Source organism: Cohnella soli (assembly GCF_042655525.1).
GTDB classification, from domain to species: Bacteria; Bacillota; Bacilli; order Paenibacillales; family Paenibacillaceae; genus Cohnella; species Cohnella soli.
This window is the reverse complement of the sequence record NZ_JBHSMI010000013.1, coordinates 20,970-37,280: the sequence shown is the minus strand read 5'-3', so window position 1 is coordinate 37,280 and position 16,311 is coordinate 20,970. Positions and strand designations below refer to the sequence as shown.

Below are 16,311 nucleotides of genomic sequence, written 5' to 3'. Positions count from 1 at the left end.
AGAATGTTGCTTTTTGGGCCCGTTTTTATATAATACTTGTTGTTTGGTACAATAAAGCGAACGATGTCCCGTGCGCCCGACGGCCATTCGATACCGATAAATATACGCTCAAGAAAGAAGGGATCCCATGTCTTCCATGGAATTGTGGTTCACCGAGAAACAAACCGACAATTACGGCATCACGATGAAAACAAAGCAAACGTACGTCCACGAACAAACCGAGTTTCAAGAGCTTGCGATGATCGAGACCGAAGAGTGGGGCAATATGCTGGTGCTTGACGGCATGGTGATGACGACGGAGAAGGATGAATTCGTCTATCACGAGATGGTGGCGCATCCTGCGCTTTTCACTCACCCTAATCCGGAGCACGTGCTTATCGTCGGCGGCGGCGACGGCGGCGTCGTACGCGAAGTGCTGAAGCATCCGAAGGTGAAAAAAGTCGTTCTCGTCGACATCGACGGCAAAGTCATCGAGCATTCCAAGACATACTTGCCTTCCATTGCGGGCAAGATGGACGATCCACGCGTTGAAGTTATCGTCAACGACGGATTCATGCACATTCATGATCACAAAAATACATATGACGTCATCATGGCGGACACGACCGAGCCGATGGGACCGGCGGTCAACTTGTTCACGCGCGGTTTCTACCAAGGCATCTACGAGTCGTTGAAAGACGAAGGCTTGTTCGTCGCCCAGACCGACAACCCGTGGTTCAAAGCCGACCTCATTCGGCAAGTTAATCGTGACGTGAAGGAAGTGTTCCCTCTCGTGCGCGTCTTTACGGCGAACGTACCGACGTATCCGAGCGGTCTGTGGACGTTCACGATGGGCAGCAAGAAGCACGATCCGCTGGCCGTTGACGAGAGCGCCATTCCGGAACTCGACACGAAATACTACTCCCCGCGCCTTCACAAAGCGGCGTTCGCGCTGCCGAAGTTCGTGGAAGACTTGACGAAGTAATTCGCGTCAAACAAGCGGCGCCTGTGCCCGCGGTTTGACGTAACGTATTCGATCGAAAGGGGGCTTATCCATGCGTTTACCTCAAGCTTATTCCGGTAACGTGTTCATCTGCAGTTCCGAAGACTACGCTTCTTCTAAAGCAGTTATCTACGGCATGCCGATGGACTATACCGTATCGTTTCGTCCGGGCTCCCGTTTCGGCCCCGGCCGCATCCGCGAAGCGTCCGTAGGGCTCGAAGAGTACAGCCCTTACCTCGACCGCAGCGTCTACGACGTGCCTTATTACGACGCCGGCGATTTGCTCCTGCCATTCGGCAACGCGGCGAAGAGTCTCGACATCATCGGCGAATTCGTCGCCGGCATACTGGCCGACGGCAAAATCCCGGTCGGTCTCGGCGGCGAGCATCTCGTCAGTTGGCCGGTCATTCAAGAGGTGTACAAGAAGTATCCGGATCTTGCGATCCTGCACTTCGACGCTCATACGGACCTTCGCGAAGACTATGAGGGCGAGCCGCTGTCGCACTCCACGCCTCTCCGCAAGGCGGCGGAGCTGATGGGGCCGCAGAACATTTACCAGTTCGGCATTCGCTCCGGCTCCAAGGAAGACTGGACTTACGCGCAGACGTCCGGCATCCACTTCCATCCGTTTGACGTAGCCGAGCCGCTGAAGAAGGAGCTTCCTTCGCTGGCGGGCCGCCCGGTATACGTGACGATCGACATCGACGTGCTCGATCCATCCGCTGCGCCCGGTACGGGAACGACGGAAGCAGGCGGCATTACATCGAAAGAACTGCTTGAAGCGATTCATGCGATCGCCCGTTCCGGCGTCAACGTCGTCGGCTTCGACCTTGTCGAGGTGGCGCCGATCTATGATCCGACGGAAATGACGCCGATCGTCGCTTCCAAGATGGTTCGTGAAATGTTGCTTGGTTTTGTGAAGTAATCGAACATAAACATACGGAATAACCCTCGGAAATCGCGGATGTGCGGTTCCGGGGGTTATTTTTGTTCGCTCGGTGTCGATAATAATTGAATTTTGCGAAAATAGAGCTTCTATTTGCCTATTTTTATGTTAGAATATCTGACATATAAAATAGACGTGGATATGGGGTGGGCAGATGTTCGATTGGCTCGGATGGAAAACGGGTTTGCCTTTGTGGTGGTCGTATCGGCTCAATGCGAAGCTGAAGCCGGATGTGGCAAACATTTTTGAAGGGATCGCCGAAACGAGAGTCCAAGTGTTGACGGACTGGACGGCCGAGCAATGGCGGCAGTTGGACCGGCTGCGAGAACGGATGGAGCCGATGTACGCGAGCGACGGATCGGAGGCTGTCGGATCGGACGTGTGGAACAAGCTGTTCGCCGCGACGTATGCCCGGGCGACGGACGTAACGGAATTGTTCGTATTGGACGGCCAAGGCGCCGTCATTTATTCCACCTACCCGCCGCATGTCGGACATATTTACGATGTCGGTTCGCTGCTGTCGGCGGGAATTAGTTACTCGAGCGGAGAGGAGGACAAAGGACGTAAGTGCCTGTTCGGTCCGTTCGGCGACCCAATGACGCTGGAGATTGGGGCCCGATCGTCTCCGTTTCACGACAAAATGACGCTGCTCTTCATTCAACCGCTCCTTCGAAACGGCGAGTGGTCCGGCGCATTGTGCGCACGCGTCCCGAACGATGTCATCGGCGACCTGATTCAGCGGGAATCCGGCCACGTGTATCCGGATTCCGGCGACAACTATATTTTCATGGCCCAACCGGGGTTGAACCGCCATATCGCTCCCGGCACCGCGCTGTCGCGCAGCCGTTTCGAGGATCGGACGTTCACGCACGGCGAGAACTTGAAAGACGGCGTCACGACCGATTGGGGCACGGTGACGGTCAAGGAGCACACCGAGCTTGAACTGATGTTCACCGATCCGGCGACAGGGCATTTGCATCCAGGCGTGGCGAATACGATTCGCAATGGCAGCAATTTGTTCGTGGAATTTCCCGGTTACTCGGATTATCGGCACATCCCCGTCATCGGCAAGGGGGTAACGTTCCAGCTTCCGCATTGCCCGGACGTCTGGGGGATGATGTGCGAAGGAGATCTGGAAGAAGTGTACCGGATCAGGGGCACCGCGTTTCGGCAGGTTCGGCCTCACGCAATCCTCGTCGGGTTGCTCGGCGTGGCAGGAGCTTCGTTCGTTGCCATGATGGCGTCGCAAGTTTCTCCGATCATGACGGGGGTGTACGCTTTGGCATTAAACTTGTTGTTCGGCGCTTGGGCAGTCGGCGCGGTTTATCGACGGACGAACCGCAAAGTCGTAGAGCCGATCCGACGAATCAGCCGCTTCATTCGAATCAACGCCGAAGGTGAAGGCGATTTGACCCAGCGGCTTGACACGAAGGCGTTCGATAACGATGAATCCCGCGAACTGGCGAAATGGATCAATAATATGATCGATTCGTTGGAGGGCATTATGCTGAAAGTGAAACTAGCCGCTGCAGACGTGTCATCAAGTCAGCAATTGCTTAGCGAATCGACTTTGACGACGGCTGCATCGACGGAGCGGGCGAGCGGTAAAATCCACGATATGATTCGCAGCATCCGGCGTCAGCTCAAAGATATCGATGTGGCCAAAGGCGTAGCGGACGAGCTGCGTCAGACGCTGCGCATGCTTGAGGATAAAGCGTCGCAGCAAATTACGGTCGCTCAAGGCGAAGTCGGGCGCATTGGGGATAAAATGTCGGAAATTTCGGTGCGAGTCGCCGACACGAACAAGACCATCCGCATTTTCCTCGACACGGCAAGCGAAATTCGCGACGTCTTGAACGTCATCGAAGAAATATCGGCGCAAACGAACTTGCTTGCACTGAACGCCGCAATAGAGGCGGCCAGAGTCGGAGAACACGGTCGCGGTTTCGCTGTCGTCGCGAACGAAATTCGTAAGCTCGCCGATATGACGCGCAAGTCGACCGAGGAGGTTCATGGCTTCGTCGGGAAGATCGCCAATCATGCGCAGGAAGCTTACGGTTCGATTGCCGCAGGGACGAAAGTCGTCTCGGAAGGCGCCGATCTTGTCGCCGCGGCAACGGAGACGCTGGGCGATGCGAAAGCGGACGATTCGCTGAAGACGCAAGTCATCGACGAATTCGTCGCGCTGATGGAGAAGGTTGCCGCCGTCAGTCTCGAAAATCGGACGATCTCCTCCGAAGTGGAAGGTCGCATGCAGGAACTGCTGACAGACATCGTCGGCGTCCGCCATACGTCCGGCAACGTCGAAGCGATTACCGCTTTTATGCAGCAGCTCGTCGGCCAGTTCCGCCTGACGGAGCCAGGCAATCGATAACAAGAACCAAACCTTTCACCCCCGTAGAGCGATTGCATTGCCTGAAGTATATCGTCGCAGCCCAATGTAAAAGAAAACATATGCGGTAACCGAAAGAAACGCCGTTACTCCGATGCAGCTGCACACGAACGTTGGCTCGAAATCGCGCATCAACCCGATCGGCAAGTAGCTGATGAATCCTGCCGGCAAGATCGTGAACAAAACGACCCGCGCCACGCCTTTGAAGATGCTGGATGGATAAGTAGTCAGCGCGACGAAGCTGTTGAACGCTTGCTGCGCGATTCCTTCGGCATTGCCGACGAAGAAAGCCATGCTTCCCGCGATTACGAGCACTGCGATGAACAACAGTCCGCTGATCAACAGCGCTAACGCAAACGATAATGCCCCGATCAGGGAGTGGTCCCCGACGACCGCGTAAATGACGAGTCCGAAAATAAAATCGCCGATCGCGGTTACGGACATGCGGCTTGCCAGAACATTCAGCAGAACGGGCTTCGGTTGGGTTAAATAAACGTCCAATTGCCCGCTGGAGACGATAGATGCGATCCGGGGGAAATTGCCCAATAGGATGCTCGCCCAACCGAATCCTCCAGCGCTTACCGCCCACAGCATCATCACATCGTTGAACTCCCATCCCTGCACGACCGGGAATCGGTTGAAGAACAGCCCCCAGAAAACAAGCCATATCGCATTGTTGATAAACATCATGCCTGCCAGCAAGAGGAAGCTAAGCCGATATTCCATGGCGGAAGCAAGATTTACTTTCCAACATTCAAGCACAAACCGAGCGATTGCCCGTGGCGCGTTCTGCTGCGCATTTTTATCCTCCGTTCGCATGCAGCTTTTTCACTCCTTTCCGATAGATCGCCATAGCTGCCAGAACGAGTAGGAGTACCCATCCGAGCTGGATTCCGATCTCTTGAAGCAATACGTGACCGTCGAAATGAACCGCCGTTCGTGCCGGGAAATAGAGCGCCGCTTGAAAAGGCAGCCATGCGCACACCTTCTGCAGCCACTCTGGCATCAGATCGATCGGCATCAGCATTCCTCCTATCGTGAACTGCAGCTTATGCAACACGAACTCCATCCCTCGCACTTCTTCCACCCAGAATGCGCAAAGCGCGACAACCGCGTGGAGGAGAAAAGAAATCGTCAGCGCTCCGAGGCTCAGCGCGGCGAGTCCCGCCCAGCCTTGGCCGAAACTCGGCGCTCCGGCGATCGGCCAGGCAATCAGACTCCCGACAAACAAGTGGATGAATAGCCGAATGACCGCTTCAGCCAAGAAGCTCGAATAATGATAGCCGAGGTAGGAGAACGGCCGGATAAGCCGGATGGCAATGTCGCCGTTTTTGACCTCGTCTTCGACTCTTGCGCAAAGCGGCGGAACCGCCATCGTGAACGCCTCGGTGAACACGAGATACCAGACGATTTCCTTCAGTTTGAATCCGGCGATCGTCTTCTCCGTATCTCCGGCGTAAGCTGCCGTCCACAGTTGCGCGAATACGAACAAAATGAGCAGAAGGAACGTGGCGCGCAGCACGAAGTCCATTTTGTAGACGAGTTGCTGGCGCGCCGTAATGCGCGCTACCGCCCGCATCTTCAGCCCGATTGTCGCCCATCTCGCGGCGAACCCGTTCGTGTTCATATGGTTACTTCCTCCTCTTGCAGCCGCTCGCGATGCAGGCCATAAATATGCTTGATGATTTCCTCGAGCGGGGGATCCTCGACCGAGACGTCATCGAGGCGCATCGAGCCAAGCACACGACCGAGCACTTCCTCAATGCCAATCCGTTTCAAGTCGACTGACAGTTTGATCGTGCGCCCTTCGGTCGCTATGATTTCAGCTCCTTCGATACCAGGAAACTTTGGCTCGGACAGTTGTAATGAAATAGATGCCGATGCCATTGTTAACGATACTGTCTTCCGGCTGAGTATTTCCCGTTTCATTTTATCGACCGGCTCATCCAGCAACACACCACCGTGATGAATGACGATGGCACGCGTGCACATCGCTTCGACATCCGCCGCATCGTGCGAAGTGAGAAACACGGTCACGCCTTCGCTTCTATTTCTCTCGCGTATGAGCTCCCTGATACGCTGCTTCGCAATCGCATCGAGTCCGATCGTCGGTTCGTCTAGAAACAGCATTCGCGGACGATGCAGGAGAGAAGCCGCGATTTCGCAGCGCATCCGCTCGCCGAGAGACAGCTTTCGAACCGGCGTGTTCATGTAAGGTCCTAGCTCGAAGCGCTCGATCAAATCTCGGCTTCTTTCCAGGTAGTCGCCGCGTCTAAGCTCATACATCCGACTGATCAGCTCGAATGTATCGACCGGCGGAAGGTGGTACCATAGCTGCGATTTCTGCCCGAACACCGCCCCGATCCGGTAGGCCAATTTCGTCCGTTCCTTCCACGGCACGAAGCCGAGCACTTCCGCTTCCCCTGACGTCGGGTGCAGGATGCCGGTCAGCATTTTGATCGTCGTCGATTTCCCTGCCCCGTTCGGCCCAAGGAAAGCGACCGACTCCCCTTCGCGCACAAGCAAATCGACGCTTTGTACGGCATCCTTTTCCTCCCATTGCGGTTTCCACATCGCTCGGATGCTTCCGGCGAGCCCGGCATCCTTCTTTTTTGTTTTGAACGTTTTGCTCAAACCTCTCGTCCGTAACGCCTCCATCATGAACGTGTCGCTCCCCTTCTTTGCCGCTCTGCAAGGGTAAAGCAAAAAAGACCCCGAGCAAGAGCCGCCTGTTAGGCGGAACTTGCCGAAGGTCTTTTATCCCTACGGTGTAGCTCGGCTTGTGCCGTTAGCCGGTTTCGCTCGGTTCGCCCGGCCTTATGCGCGCTGAGCGCAAGCCTGCGGATCCCTAGAAACCCTTCCGTTTGATGTTAAACATTACCATCCGCAGAACCTGATTGCAACGCTTTTTTTCGAGGCGTGACTTACATCTCCTGAGGGGCGGCGATTCCTAGTAAATTTAACCCTTGCTTTAGCACGTTCCTTGTAGCGGCCGCCAGGGCGAGCTTCGATGCGACTTCCGCCGGTTCGGCGCCTTCGTAGACGATTTTGCCGGAATTGTAGAAGCGATTAAACGCTTTGGCCACAGCCAGCAAATATTTCGCTAGGACAAACGGCTCGTTGTCGCTCACCGCTTCTTTCAATACCGCTTCAAACCGGGACAGCGTCTTTATGCATTCCCATGCTTCATTGGAAGCAAGTACCGCGCCGTCGACCAAGTGTCCCTGCCCGCGCAGATCCTCATAGTTTCCCTTCCGAAGTAAGCTGCAAATACGCGCATGGGTGTATTGCAAATACGGTCCTGTTTCCCCGTCGAAGCTGACCGCTTCTTCGATGTTGAAGTCGACGGACAACTGCCGATGATGCTTTAAGTCTCCGAAAATAACAGCCCCGACGCCGACCGCTTCCGCAATCCGTGATTTGTCCGGCAGAGAAGGGCTTTTCTCCTCTATGATGGCTAATGCGCGCTCGGTCGCTTCGTTAAGAACGTCCTCGAGGAAGACGACTTTGCCTCTGCGCGTCGACATTTTTTTGCCTCCGACCGTCATTAGCCCGAACGGGATGTGTCGGCAAGTATTCGCCCACGTATGTCCGAGCTTGTTCAACACGGCGAACACTTGCTGGAAGTGCAAGCTTTGCTCCGCGCCGACGACATACAGGATTTCGTCTGCCTTGAGCTCGTTTTTCCGATAGATCGCCGTGGCAATGTCCCTGACCGGATAGATCGTCGAGCCGTCCTTTTTCAGAATGAGGCAAGGCGGCAGGTTAAGCTCCTCCAGACGGACGACTTTGGCGCCGTCGCTGTCTTCCAATAGCCCTGAATTCTCCAATTCCCGTACGACGCCGTCGATCCTATCATTGTAGAAGCTTTCGCCCGTATAATGATCGAACGTTACGCCGAGTCTGTCGTAGACGCGATGAAATTCCTTCATGCTCTCGTCCACGAAGAACCGCCATAACTTGTGCGTCTCCTCATCGCCGCGCTCAAGCAACGCGAACGCTTCGCGCGCTTCGTCTTCCAATATGGGCTCGCGCTCGCTCTCTTCATGAAACCGCACATAAAGTCGCAAGCTTTCAGCGATTGGCTCATTCTGCAACGCTGCCGTATCGCCCCATCTCCGATAGGCGACGATCAGCTTGCCGAACTGCGTGCCCCAATCGCCAAGATGGTTCACTTTAATGACTTCGTGACCCGTCACAGCGTACAAGTTCGCGAGGGCGTTGCCGATCATCGTCGAACGCAAGTGACCGATGCCGAGCGGCTTGGCGATGTTAGGGGAAGACATGTCGATGACGACGCGTTTCCCTTGCCCCGCTTGCGAGTGCCCATAGCCGTAAGCCAGTGCTGCGCCGACGATGACGCTTTTCCAGCGTGCCCCGTCAAACGTTAAGTTCAAATACCCGCCAAGCGCCGAAGCGCGAACTTCGCCGTCCTGCCCTGCTCCTTCATTGATCGCGGCTGCGAACTGATCCGCGAGCTTCTGCGGCGATTGCCGTAGAAGCTTCGAGAAAACAAAACACGGCAGCGAGATGTCGCCCATCTCTTTCTGAGGCGGCACTTCCAGCATGCCGGCAAGCTTCTCTTCCGTCATGCCCGCTTCTGCGGGCAGTGCTGGCGCGATGATGGACGCCGCGATGTTCATCAACATGTTTTCCAACCTCCTGGTTATCAATCGTCGTGAAATGCAAAAATCCCCCGTCTCGTTAAGAGACGGAGGATAAGTCCGCGGTACCACTCTTATGGCGAACCGGCTGGCCGGAACCCACTTGCGTGCCCGTTAACGGCTTGCCGCCGGGTTTCCCTACTTCTGATTTCGGGAAACCGACTCCCGAGTGCGGTTCGCCGAAGTTCTCGCGCCGGCTTCCACTGTCCCGGCTCGCTGCGTGCGAGAATGGTTCGGTTACTCTCTCGTTCATCGTCGATCGAATATTTTTTTTCATTATAGTCCCACCGAACTCCCCATTCAAGCCCCGATTTGTATTTGAATTGAATGGGCGATGTGTATATAGTAGTAACAAGAGAAAAGAGCGCAAGGAGAGAGTGTGTGCGATGCCGGACAAAAAGAGCGTAACCGTCGGGTTCCGCAGCCGGCAGCAGGACGGCGAGACGGTATTGGCAGGATTGCCGGGGGAACTGTTCCGCTTGACGGAAGGCTGGGCGCTCGCCTATAAGGAGCCGCCGGACGAGAACGGGAAAGAAACGAACAACACGTTGTTCGTTCGCGCCGGGGAACTGAGGCTCAGACGCCGGGGGACTGTCGACTACGAGCAAGTTTTTCGCGTGGGAGAAAACGGCGTGCCGGGGGAAATGACGACGCCTTACGGTTCGCACGCGGTAATGGCGCGTACGTTCCGACTGGCTTCCGATCTGTCGGAGGCCGGGGGCTGGGTCGAATGGGAATACGAGTTGATGCTGCACGATCAGACGGCCGGAAACTTCCATGTCCGTCTCGACATTAAGGGATAATATCGGGAGGAAACACATTCATGAACGCATTGGAACAATTGCAAATATCGGTGAAGGAGGCGCTGGCGGATGCGGCGCTCGCGGCGGGACTTGTCTCGTCGAAGGACGAGCTGCCGACAATCACGCTGGAAGTGCCGAAAGAGAAGTCTCACGGCGACTTGGCGACGAATCTGGCGATGCAGCTGACGAAGATCGCGAAGAAAAACCCGCGTCAGATCGCCGAAGCGATCATTGGCAGCTTGGAGGCTGGCCGGGCTTCGATCGTTTCCGCGGAGATCGCAGGACCGGGCTTCATTAACTTCCGTCTGGACAAAAACTACCTGTACCCTGTCATCGGCGAAGCGATCGAACAAGGCGAAAGTTATGGCAATATCGACGCCGGACAAGGCAAACGGGTGCAAGTCGAATTCGTCAGCGCGAACCCGACGGGCAGTCTTCACCTCGGACACGCTCGGGGTGCGGCCGTCGGCGATGCGCTGTGCAACGTATTGTCCGCCGCAGGATACGACGTGACGAGAGAGTACTATATTAATGATGCGGGCAATCAGATCAACAACCTCGCCCGTTCGATCGAAGCGCGCTATCGTCAGATACTAGGTCAAGATGCCGAAATGCCGGAAGATGGTTATTACGGGGAAGATATCGTCGGTTTTGCGAAGGAACTGGCGGATGAGCAAGGGGACAAACTTCTCTCCCTTGGCGACGAAGAGCGGTTCGTGTACTTCCGGTCCTACGGTCTGGAGAAAGAGCTTGCGAAAATCAAGCGGGATCTGGGGCGGTTCGGCGTTCGGTTCGACGAATGGTACAGCGAAACTTCGCTGTACGAGAACGGCAAAGTGATCGAAGTTCTCGCCGCATTGCGCGCGCAGGGCCACGTGTACGATCAGGATGGCGCGGTATGGCTCGCATCCATGGCATTCGGCGACGACAAAGACCGCGTGCTCGTCAAGAACGACGGAAGCTACACGTATTTGACGCCGGACGCAGCTTACCATATGGATAAGTACAAACGCGGTTACGATCAGATGATTAACATCTGGGGCGCGGACCACCACGGCTACATCCCGCGGATGAAAGCGGCTATGGCGGCGCTCGGCAACGATCCGGACAAGCTGACGGTGTTGACCGCCCAGATGGTCAGCCTGTTCCAGGGCGGAGAGAAAGTGAAAATGTCCAAGCGCACCGGCAAAGCGGTGACGATGGAAGACCTCATGGACGAAGTGGGCGTCGACGCGATTCGCTACTTCTTCACGATGCGCAGCATGGATTCGCACCTTGACTTCGACATGGATCTCGCAGTGTCGAAATCAAACGAAAACCCGGTCTTTTACGTGCAGTACGCGCATGCGCGCATTTGCAGTATTTTCCGTCAGGCCGAGGAACAGGGCGTCTCCGTCAAGCCGTGGAAGGACGCCGATCTCTCGAAGCTGAACGCGGAACAGGAATACGATCTCATTCGCAAAATCGGCGAACTGCCCGAGACGATCGCGGAAGCCGCTCGCAATTATGCGCCGCATTCGATTATTCGTTATGTGTACGAGCTCGCTTCGCAGTTCCACAGTTACTACAAAGCGGAGCGCGTCATTACCGAAGATGCCGAGCAGAGCCAGGCTCGCTTGCAACTGCTCGCGGCCGTGCGGGTAACGCTCGCTCGAGCGCTCGCGCTCGTCGGCGTTTCCGCACCGGACAAGATGTAACGACCTCGCAGTTACTGACTATTGACCGCTACAATTGCTCGGCAGCCTTTAACAAACGCGCTACGTTCAGCTCTCCGGCCGTCCGGAGAGCTTTGCTGTTTCTCAGAGGCTTGGCGGATGACTGAATGAGCGACTTGATCTGGTTCGGCGTCAATCCGGGTTTCAGGGCGAGCAGAAGCGCAATCGCTCCCGTCACATGCGACGTGGCCATCGAGGTGCCGCTCATTTCGCGGTGTTTGCCTCTAAGCCAGGCGGAGACGATGCGATCGCCCGGTGCATAGACGTCGACAAGGCCGCTGCGGTTCGTGAAGGATGCAATTCGGCTTCGTTGATTCGTTGCGCCGACGGCGATCGTTTGCGCATACCTGGCAGGATAGTCGATTTCTCCGATTCTGCCGTCGTTGCCGGAGGATGCGACGATAAGAATGCCGGCCCGGTAAGCGGTGCCGACGGCATTCAGCAGGGATTTGCTTCTTGTTTTCATGCCGAAGCTCATATTGACGACGTCGATCTGATTACGAACGCACCATTCGATGCCCAGGATAATGTCCGAGACATACGCGCTTCCGTTGTGGTCGAACGCCTTGATCGGGTAAATTGTCGAACGCGGCGCGACGCCGATCATGCCTTGCAATTCATTGGCTGCGGCAATCGTTCCCGCGATGTGGGTGCCGTGGCCGTTGTCGTCTTGGGGAAGCGCCATTCGTTGCAAAAGGTTAATGCCCCTCTCCAGCGAGTGGCGGAGGTCGGGATGTCCGAAGTCGACGCCGGTGTCGATAACGCCGACTTTAACGCGATAACCGGTCGTCCGACTCCAGGCTTGCGGCGCTTGAATATGCTTGACGCCCCAAGGGATGCCCGTGTCGGTGACGATTGCGCCTTTGGGCAGCGCGGACACTTTGACCCGGATGTCATCCTCCCAATAAGCTTTGCCCGCCAGCGAACGAGGCAATTCGCGCGATCCCGCCCGACAACTGACGGCCTGAATTAGGCCGAGCTTGCGGACGCCTTTGGGCAGCGCGCCATCCGCGCCGGACGGATTCGGTTGCAATGCGTGCAAGAAGCGGGCGTAGTCATCGGGGTTCCAGAATCGCAGGATGCTCCTGCGCCCGCGCTTGCCTGCGGAGCGGGAAGAGATGCGGATCCACTCCGCGATATCGCTAGCATCCATCTCGGCTTCCCTCCCGGACGAGTTGCGGCATGGCGACTGCAAAAAGCGAAGCACCGTCTTGCCGTGTTCTCTACTGTATGAACGAGCAGCGTCAAAAGCTTGGGAAAGCGGCCTTTTTTGCTCGGAAATAGGCGCCGTTCCGTGTCATTTCCCATTCGCCGACATACGATAAATGGAGAGCTTCCCCGGCGAGGCTCTCGTCATGCCGGTTCCTCCGCCCGCGGAGCGGCCGGGAAGGGATACAGTCGAAAAGCGAAGGGACGTCCGTTATGGACGCTCCTTCGCTTTTTCGCGACTTGCAATTTTATACGAAATACGGTTTACTAAAGGTTGACAATCAACGTGAAGGTAGTCATTCGTCACCGAATGACCCCCGCAATACTCCTTAGTCGTCCGCCGGACGTCGAAGGCGTATTTGCTTGCCGGTTCACATAAAGAGAGGATGGAAGACACGTGAGCGCCGATTACGTGCTGAAACTAGACTCCGAGAAAATTCGCGAGATGCCGATGGTCGATCTGGCCTACGAATTGCTGAAGAGTGCGAACACCCCGTTTTACTACAGGGACCTGATGATGGAGATCGCCAAGATGCGCGGCTTGTCCGAGAGCCAGGTGACCGATGTTATCGCCCAACTCTATACGGAGATTAACATCGACGGACGTTTCGCTTGCGTCGGCGGCAACGTCTGGGGCTTGAAGCGCTGGTATCCTGTCGAGCGTTCCGACGATCCGATGAACGCGGGCGGCAAACGTCCTCGCATCATCAACGATGAGGACGACGATGATGACGATCTTTACGGTGAAGAAGAGGACGTTGCATCCGCGGATGAAGAGACTTACGATCTGTTCGACGAAGATCGCGAAGAAGTGTTCGAAGAGGGCGAAGAGGCGGCAGAAGCCGACGAAGAAGCGCTTATCGATGAAGAAGACGATTCCGAGCTCGACGAAGATCTGTCCGAGGAGAAAGACGAAGACGACGATTTCGACGACGAAGAGGAAGACGATCTGGCAGACGATGAGGACGAGGACGACGATAATTGATTACGGAAACGCCTTCGGCATAGTCAAAATGTCGAAGGCGTTTTTGCTTGACACCGACATTTCGACACGTTAAACTAGTGCTTGGGCTTTAGAACTGAGCTTTTCCATAGCGTAAATTAGAAAAGTGCCCCCATTTATTGGGTGACGCTTTTTTTCATTTTTTACTAAGTTTTAGTCAAGTCAAGGCACGAAAAGGTACAAAATGGGTAACGATAATGAGGATGCCGGCAGGGCATGCAGCAGGAGGTTTCGTTCAGAGTGACCAAATACATTTTCGTAACGGGCGGTGTCGTATCATCGCTGGGCAAAGGCATTACGGCGGCGTCTTTAGGACGTTTGCTCAAAAACCGCGGCCTGAAAGTGACGATTCAAAAGTTCGATCCGTACATTAACGTGGATCCGGGGACGATGAGCCCGTACCAGCACGGGGAAGTGTTCGTAACCGACGACGGCGCGGAGACGGACCTTGATCTCGGGCACTACGAGCGTTTTATCGACATCAATCTTTCGAAGAACAGCAACGTGACGACGGGTAAAATCTACTCGACCGTTATCAGCAAGGAGCGTCGCGGCGAATACCTCGGCGGCACCGTTCAAGTTATCCCCCACATTACGAACGAAATCAAGGACCGCGTCTTCCGTGCCGGCAAGGAAGCGGGCTCCGACGTCGTTATCACCGAAATCGGCGGCACGGTCGGCGACATCGAAAGCTTGCCGTTCCTCGAGGCGATTCGCCAGATCAAGAGCGATATCGGCCGCGACAACGTTATGTACATCCATGTTACGCTCATTCCTTATATTAAAGCAGCCGGCGAAGTGAAGACGAAGCCGACGCAACATAGCGTGAAAGAATTGCGCAGCATCGGCATTCAGCCGAATGTGATCGTCTGCCGTACCGAGTATCCGCTTGCGGAAGACATGAAGCGCAAGATTGCCTTGTTCTGCGACATCGACGCGAACGCCGTCATCGAATGCCGCGATGCGTCGACCCTGTACGAAGTGCCTCTGAACCTGCGCGCGGAAGGCTTGGACGATTATGTCGTCAAGCATCTGAACCTGCAAGTCGGTCCTCCGGATATGAAGGAATGGGAGGCACTTGTCAATCGCGTCAAGTCGCTGAAGAAGACGACTGAGATCGCGATCGTCGGCAAATACGTCGCTTTGCACGACGCGTATCTGAGTATCGTAGAATCGCTCGCCCACGCGGGCATTGACGCGGACTCCGAAGTAGAGATCCGCTGGGTGAACGCGGAAGAGGTCACTCCGGACAACGTGAACGAGCTGCTCGGCGACGTACACGGCATTCTCGTGCCAGGCGGCTTCGGCGACCGCGGCATTGAAGGCAAAGTGACTGCGATCCGCTATGCTCGCGAGACGGGCACGCCGTTCTTCGGCATCTGCCTCGGCATGCAGGTTGCGGTGATCGAATACGCGCGCGGCATGGCCGGACTCGACGGCGCGAACAGCTCTGAGATTCATCCGGCGACACCGTTCCCGGTCATCGACTTGCTGCCCGAGCAGAAGGATATCGAAGACCTCGGCGGCACGATGCGTCTCGGTTTGTATCCGTGCAAGCTTGTACCTGGCAGCTTGGCCGCGCAATGCTACGGCGACGAGCTCGTCTACGAGCGCCATCGTCACCGGTACGAGTTCAACAACGAATATCGCGAGCGTATCGAATCGGCTGGCTTACGTATTTCCGGCACGTCGCCGGACGGTCGCCTTGTCGAGATGATTGAACTTCCTGGTCATCCATGGTTTCTGGCCGTGCAATTCCATCCGGAGTTCACGTCCCGTCCGAACCGTCCGCAGCCGCTGTTCCGCGAATTCGTTAAAGCGTCGCTCCTCCGTTCGGAACAATAATCGATTGTGCGAAGCCGTCTTGGCCCTTGAAGGGCCGGGCGGTTTTTTGGCATTTTCACGCGTTTGGGAGGATGGATAATTCAGTAACTCTTCATAAATTTAACAGAGGGAGAAGGAATTCGCGGTTTGGTCACGAATTAGGCTACATCGGTGAATATGGAGGATGAGCTCTTGGAAAAGAAGAAGTTATTAATCGTAGACGATCAAGTAGGCATCCGTATTTTGCTTTTGGAAGTATTCGCGACCGAAGGGTACGATACGTTTCAGGCAGCCAACGGCAGAGCGGCTCTGGACATCGTGCGTAGCCACCGGCCAGATCTTGTGCTGCTCGACATGAAGATTCCCGGCATGGATGGTCTGGAAATTTTGAAGCAGATCAAAGAATATGACCGAGACATCAAGGTGATTATGATGACGGCTTACGGGGAACTCGACATGATCAAGGAAGCGACGGATCTCGGCGCGCTTATGCACTTCACCAAACCGTTTGACATCGATGAGATGAGGCTAGCAGTGAACATGCAGTTGAGCGGGGGTTCGGTATCCCGTTTCGCCACGGGTTCTTAACTAGTCGCCGAGACTAGTTTCCTAGGTATGAATGGGACGATAGAACGACCGGCGGATCAATTCGAACCGCTCGGTTTACTTCGTCAAGCCGTTTTGTGTTATAATAGCAAATGTTCCTGCGGCGTTCGCTCGAAGGCCGTGGCGAATGGTTCGAAGTTTCGTCGTTATACATGGCGTTGTCAGTC

The 16,311-nt window shown here is 55.6% G+C and carries 13 protein-coding genes and 1 other annotated feature; of the genes, 8 read left to right on the top strand and 5 right to left on the bottom strand.

The annotated features are described in order from the left end of the window. Positions 1–136 precede the first annotated feature (136 nt). From speE to ACFPOF_RS07120, 3 genes are all read left to right on the top strand, one after another. On the top strand, positions 137–964 hold the full coding sequence (gene speE / locus ACFPOF_RS07130; protein WP_378131347.1) for a polyamine aminopropyltransferase: 828 nt from the start codon (positions 137–139) through the stop codon (positions 962–964). Positions 965–1,034: 70 nt separating this feature from the next. Continuing rightward, positions 1,035–1,907 carry an agmatinase gene (speB, locus tag ACFPOF_RS07125; RefSeq protein WP_378131019.1) on the top strand — a complete coding sequence of 291 codons (873 nt, stop codon included), beginning with the start codon at positions 1,035–1,037 and terminating at the stop codon, positions 1,905–1,907. A 175-nt stretch (positions 1,908–2,082) separates the two neighbouring features. Further along, positions 2,083–4,302 carry a methyl-accepting chemotaxis protein gene (locus tag ACFPOF_RS07120; protein WP_378131017.1) on the top strand — a complete coding sequence of 740 codons (2,220 nt, stop codon included), beginning with the start codon at positions 2,083–2,085 and terminating at the stop codon, positions 4,300–4,302. A gap of 15 nt (positions 4,303–4,317) precedes the next feature. On the opposite strand, the gene ACFPOF_RS07115 is transcribed toward ACFPOF_RS07120, so the two are convergent. From ACFPOF_RS07115 to argS (ACFPOF_RS07100), 4 genes are all read right to left on the bottom strand, one after another. Continuing rightward, a complete protein-coding gene (locus ACFPOF_RS07115; RefSeq protein WP_378131016.1) occupies positions 4,318–5,139 on the bottom strand; it encodes an ABC transporter permease in 822 nt (273 codons plus the stop codon). Continuing rightward, on the bottom strand, positions 5,123–5,947 hold the full coding sequence (locus tag ACFPOF_RS07110; RefSeq protein ID WP_378131015.1) for an ABC transporter permease: 825 nt from the start codon (positions 5,945–5,947) through the stop codon (positions 5,123–5,125). Before ACFPOF_RS07110 ends, ACFPOF_RS07115 begins: the two co-directional genes overlap by 17 nt. Then, the gene (locus ACFPOF_RS07105) at positions 5,944–6,981 is read right to left on the bottom strand and encodes an ABC transporter ATP-binding protein (protein WP_378131013.1); all 1,038 of its coding nucleotides are present in this window, start codon (positions 6,979–6,981) and stop codon (positions 5,944–5,946) included. Before ACFPOF_RS07105 ends, ACFPOF_RS07110 begins: the two co-directional genes overlap by 4 nt. 263 nt (positions 6,982–7,244) lie before the next feature. Continuing rightward, complete coding sequence (gene argS / locus ACFPOF_RS07100; RefSeq protein WP_378131011.1) at positions 7,245–8,969, bottom strand: arginine--tRNA ligase; 1,725 nt, start codon at positions 8,967–8,969, stop codon at positions 7,245–7,247. Positions 8,970–9,024: 55 nt separating this feature from the next. After that, positions 9,025–9,246, bottom strand: a binding site (T-box leader). A 124-nt stretch (positions 9,247–9,370) separates the two neighbouring features. On the opposite strand from argS (ACFPOF_RS07100), the gene ACFPOF_RS07095 reads away from it, so the two are divergent. Together ACFPOF_RS07095 and argS (ACFPOF_RS07090) are read left to right on the top strand one after the other, a co-directional pair. Further along, a complete protein-coding gene (locus ACFPOF_RS07095) occupies positions 9,371–9,787 on the top strand; it encodes a YwiB family protein (protein ID WP_378131009.1) in 417 nt (138 codons plus the stop codon). A gap of 20 nt (positions 9,788–9,807) precedes the next feature. Next, the gene (gene argS / locus ACFPOF_RS07090) at positions 9,808–11,484 is read left to right on the top strand and encodes an arginine--tRNA ligase (protein WP_378131007.1); all 1,677 of its coding nucleotides are present in this window, start codon (positions 9,808–9,810) and stop codon (positions 11,482–11,484) included. Between the two features lie 28 nt (positions 11,485–11,512). On the opposite strand, the gene ACFPOF_RS07085 is transcribed toward argS (ACFPOF_RS07090), so the two are convergent. Next, the gene (locus tag ACFPOF_RS07085; protein WP_378131005.1) at positions 11,513–12,655 is read right to left on the bottom strand and encodes a S8 family peptidase; all 1,143 of its coding nucleotides are present in this window, start codon (positions 12,653–12,655) and stop codon (positions 11,513–11,515) included. 453 nt (positions 12,656–13,108) lie between these two features. On the opposite strand from ACFPOF_RS07085, the gene rpoE reads away from it, so the two are divergent. From rpoE to ACFPOF_RS07070, 3 genes are all read left to right on the top strand, one after another. Further along, the gene (gene rpoE, locus ACFPOF_RS07080) at positions 13,109–13,696 is read left to right on the top strand and encodes a DNA-directed RNA polymerase subunit delta (protein ID WP_378131003.1); all 588 of its coding nucleotides are present in this window, start codon (positions 13,109–13,111) and stop codon (positions 13,694–13,696) included. Between the two features lie 258 nt (positions 13,697–13,954). Continuing rightward, on the top strand, positions 13,955–15,559 hold the full coding sequence (locus tag ACFPOF_RS07075; RefSeq protein WP_378131001.1) for a CTP synthase: 1,605 nt from the start codon (positions 13,955–13,957) through the stop codon (positions 15,557–15,559). A gap of 171 nt (positions 15,560–15,730) precedes the next feature. Beyond that, a complete protein-coding gene (locus ACFPOF_RS07070; RefSeq protein WP_378130999.1) occupies positions 15,731–16,126 on the top strand; it encodes a response regulator in 396 nt (131 codons plus the stop codon). Positions 16,127–16,311: the final 185 nt, after the last annotated feature.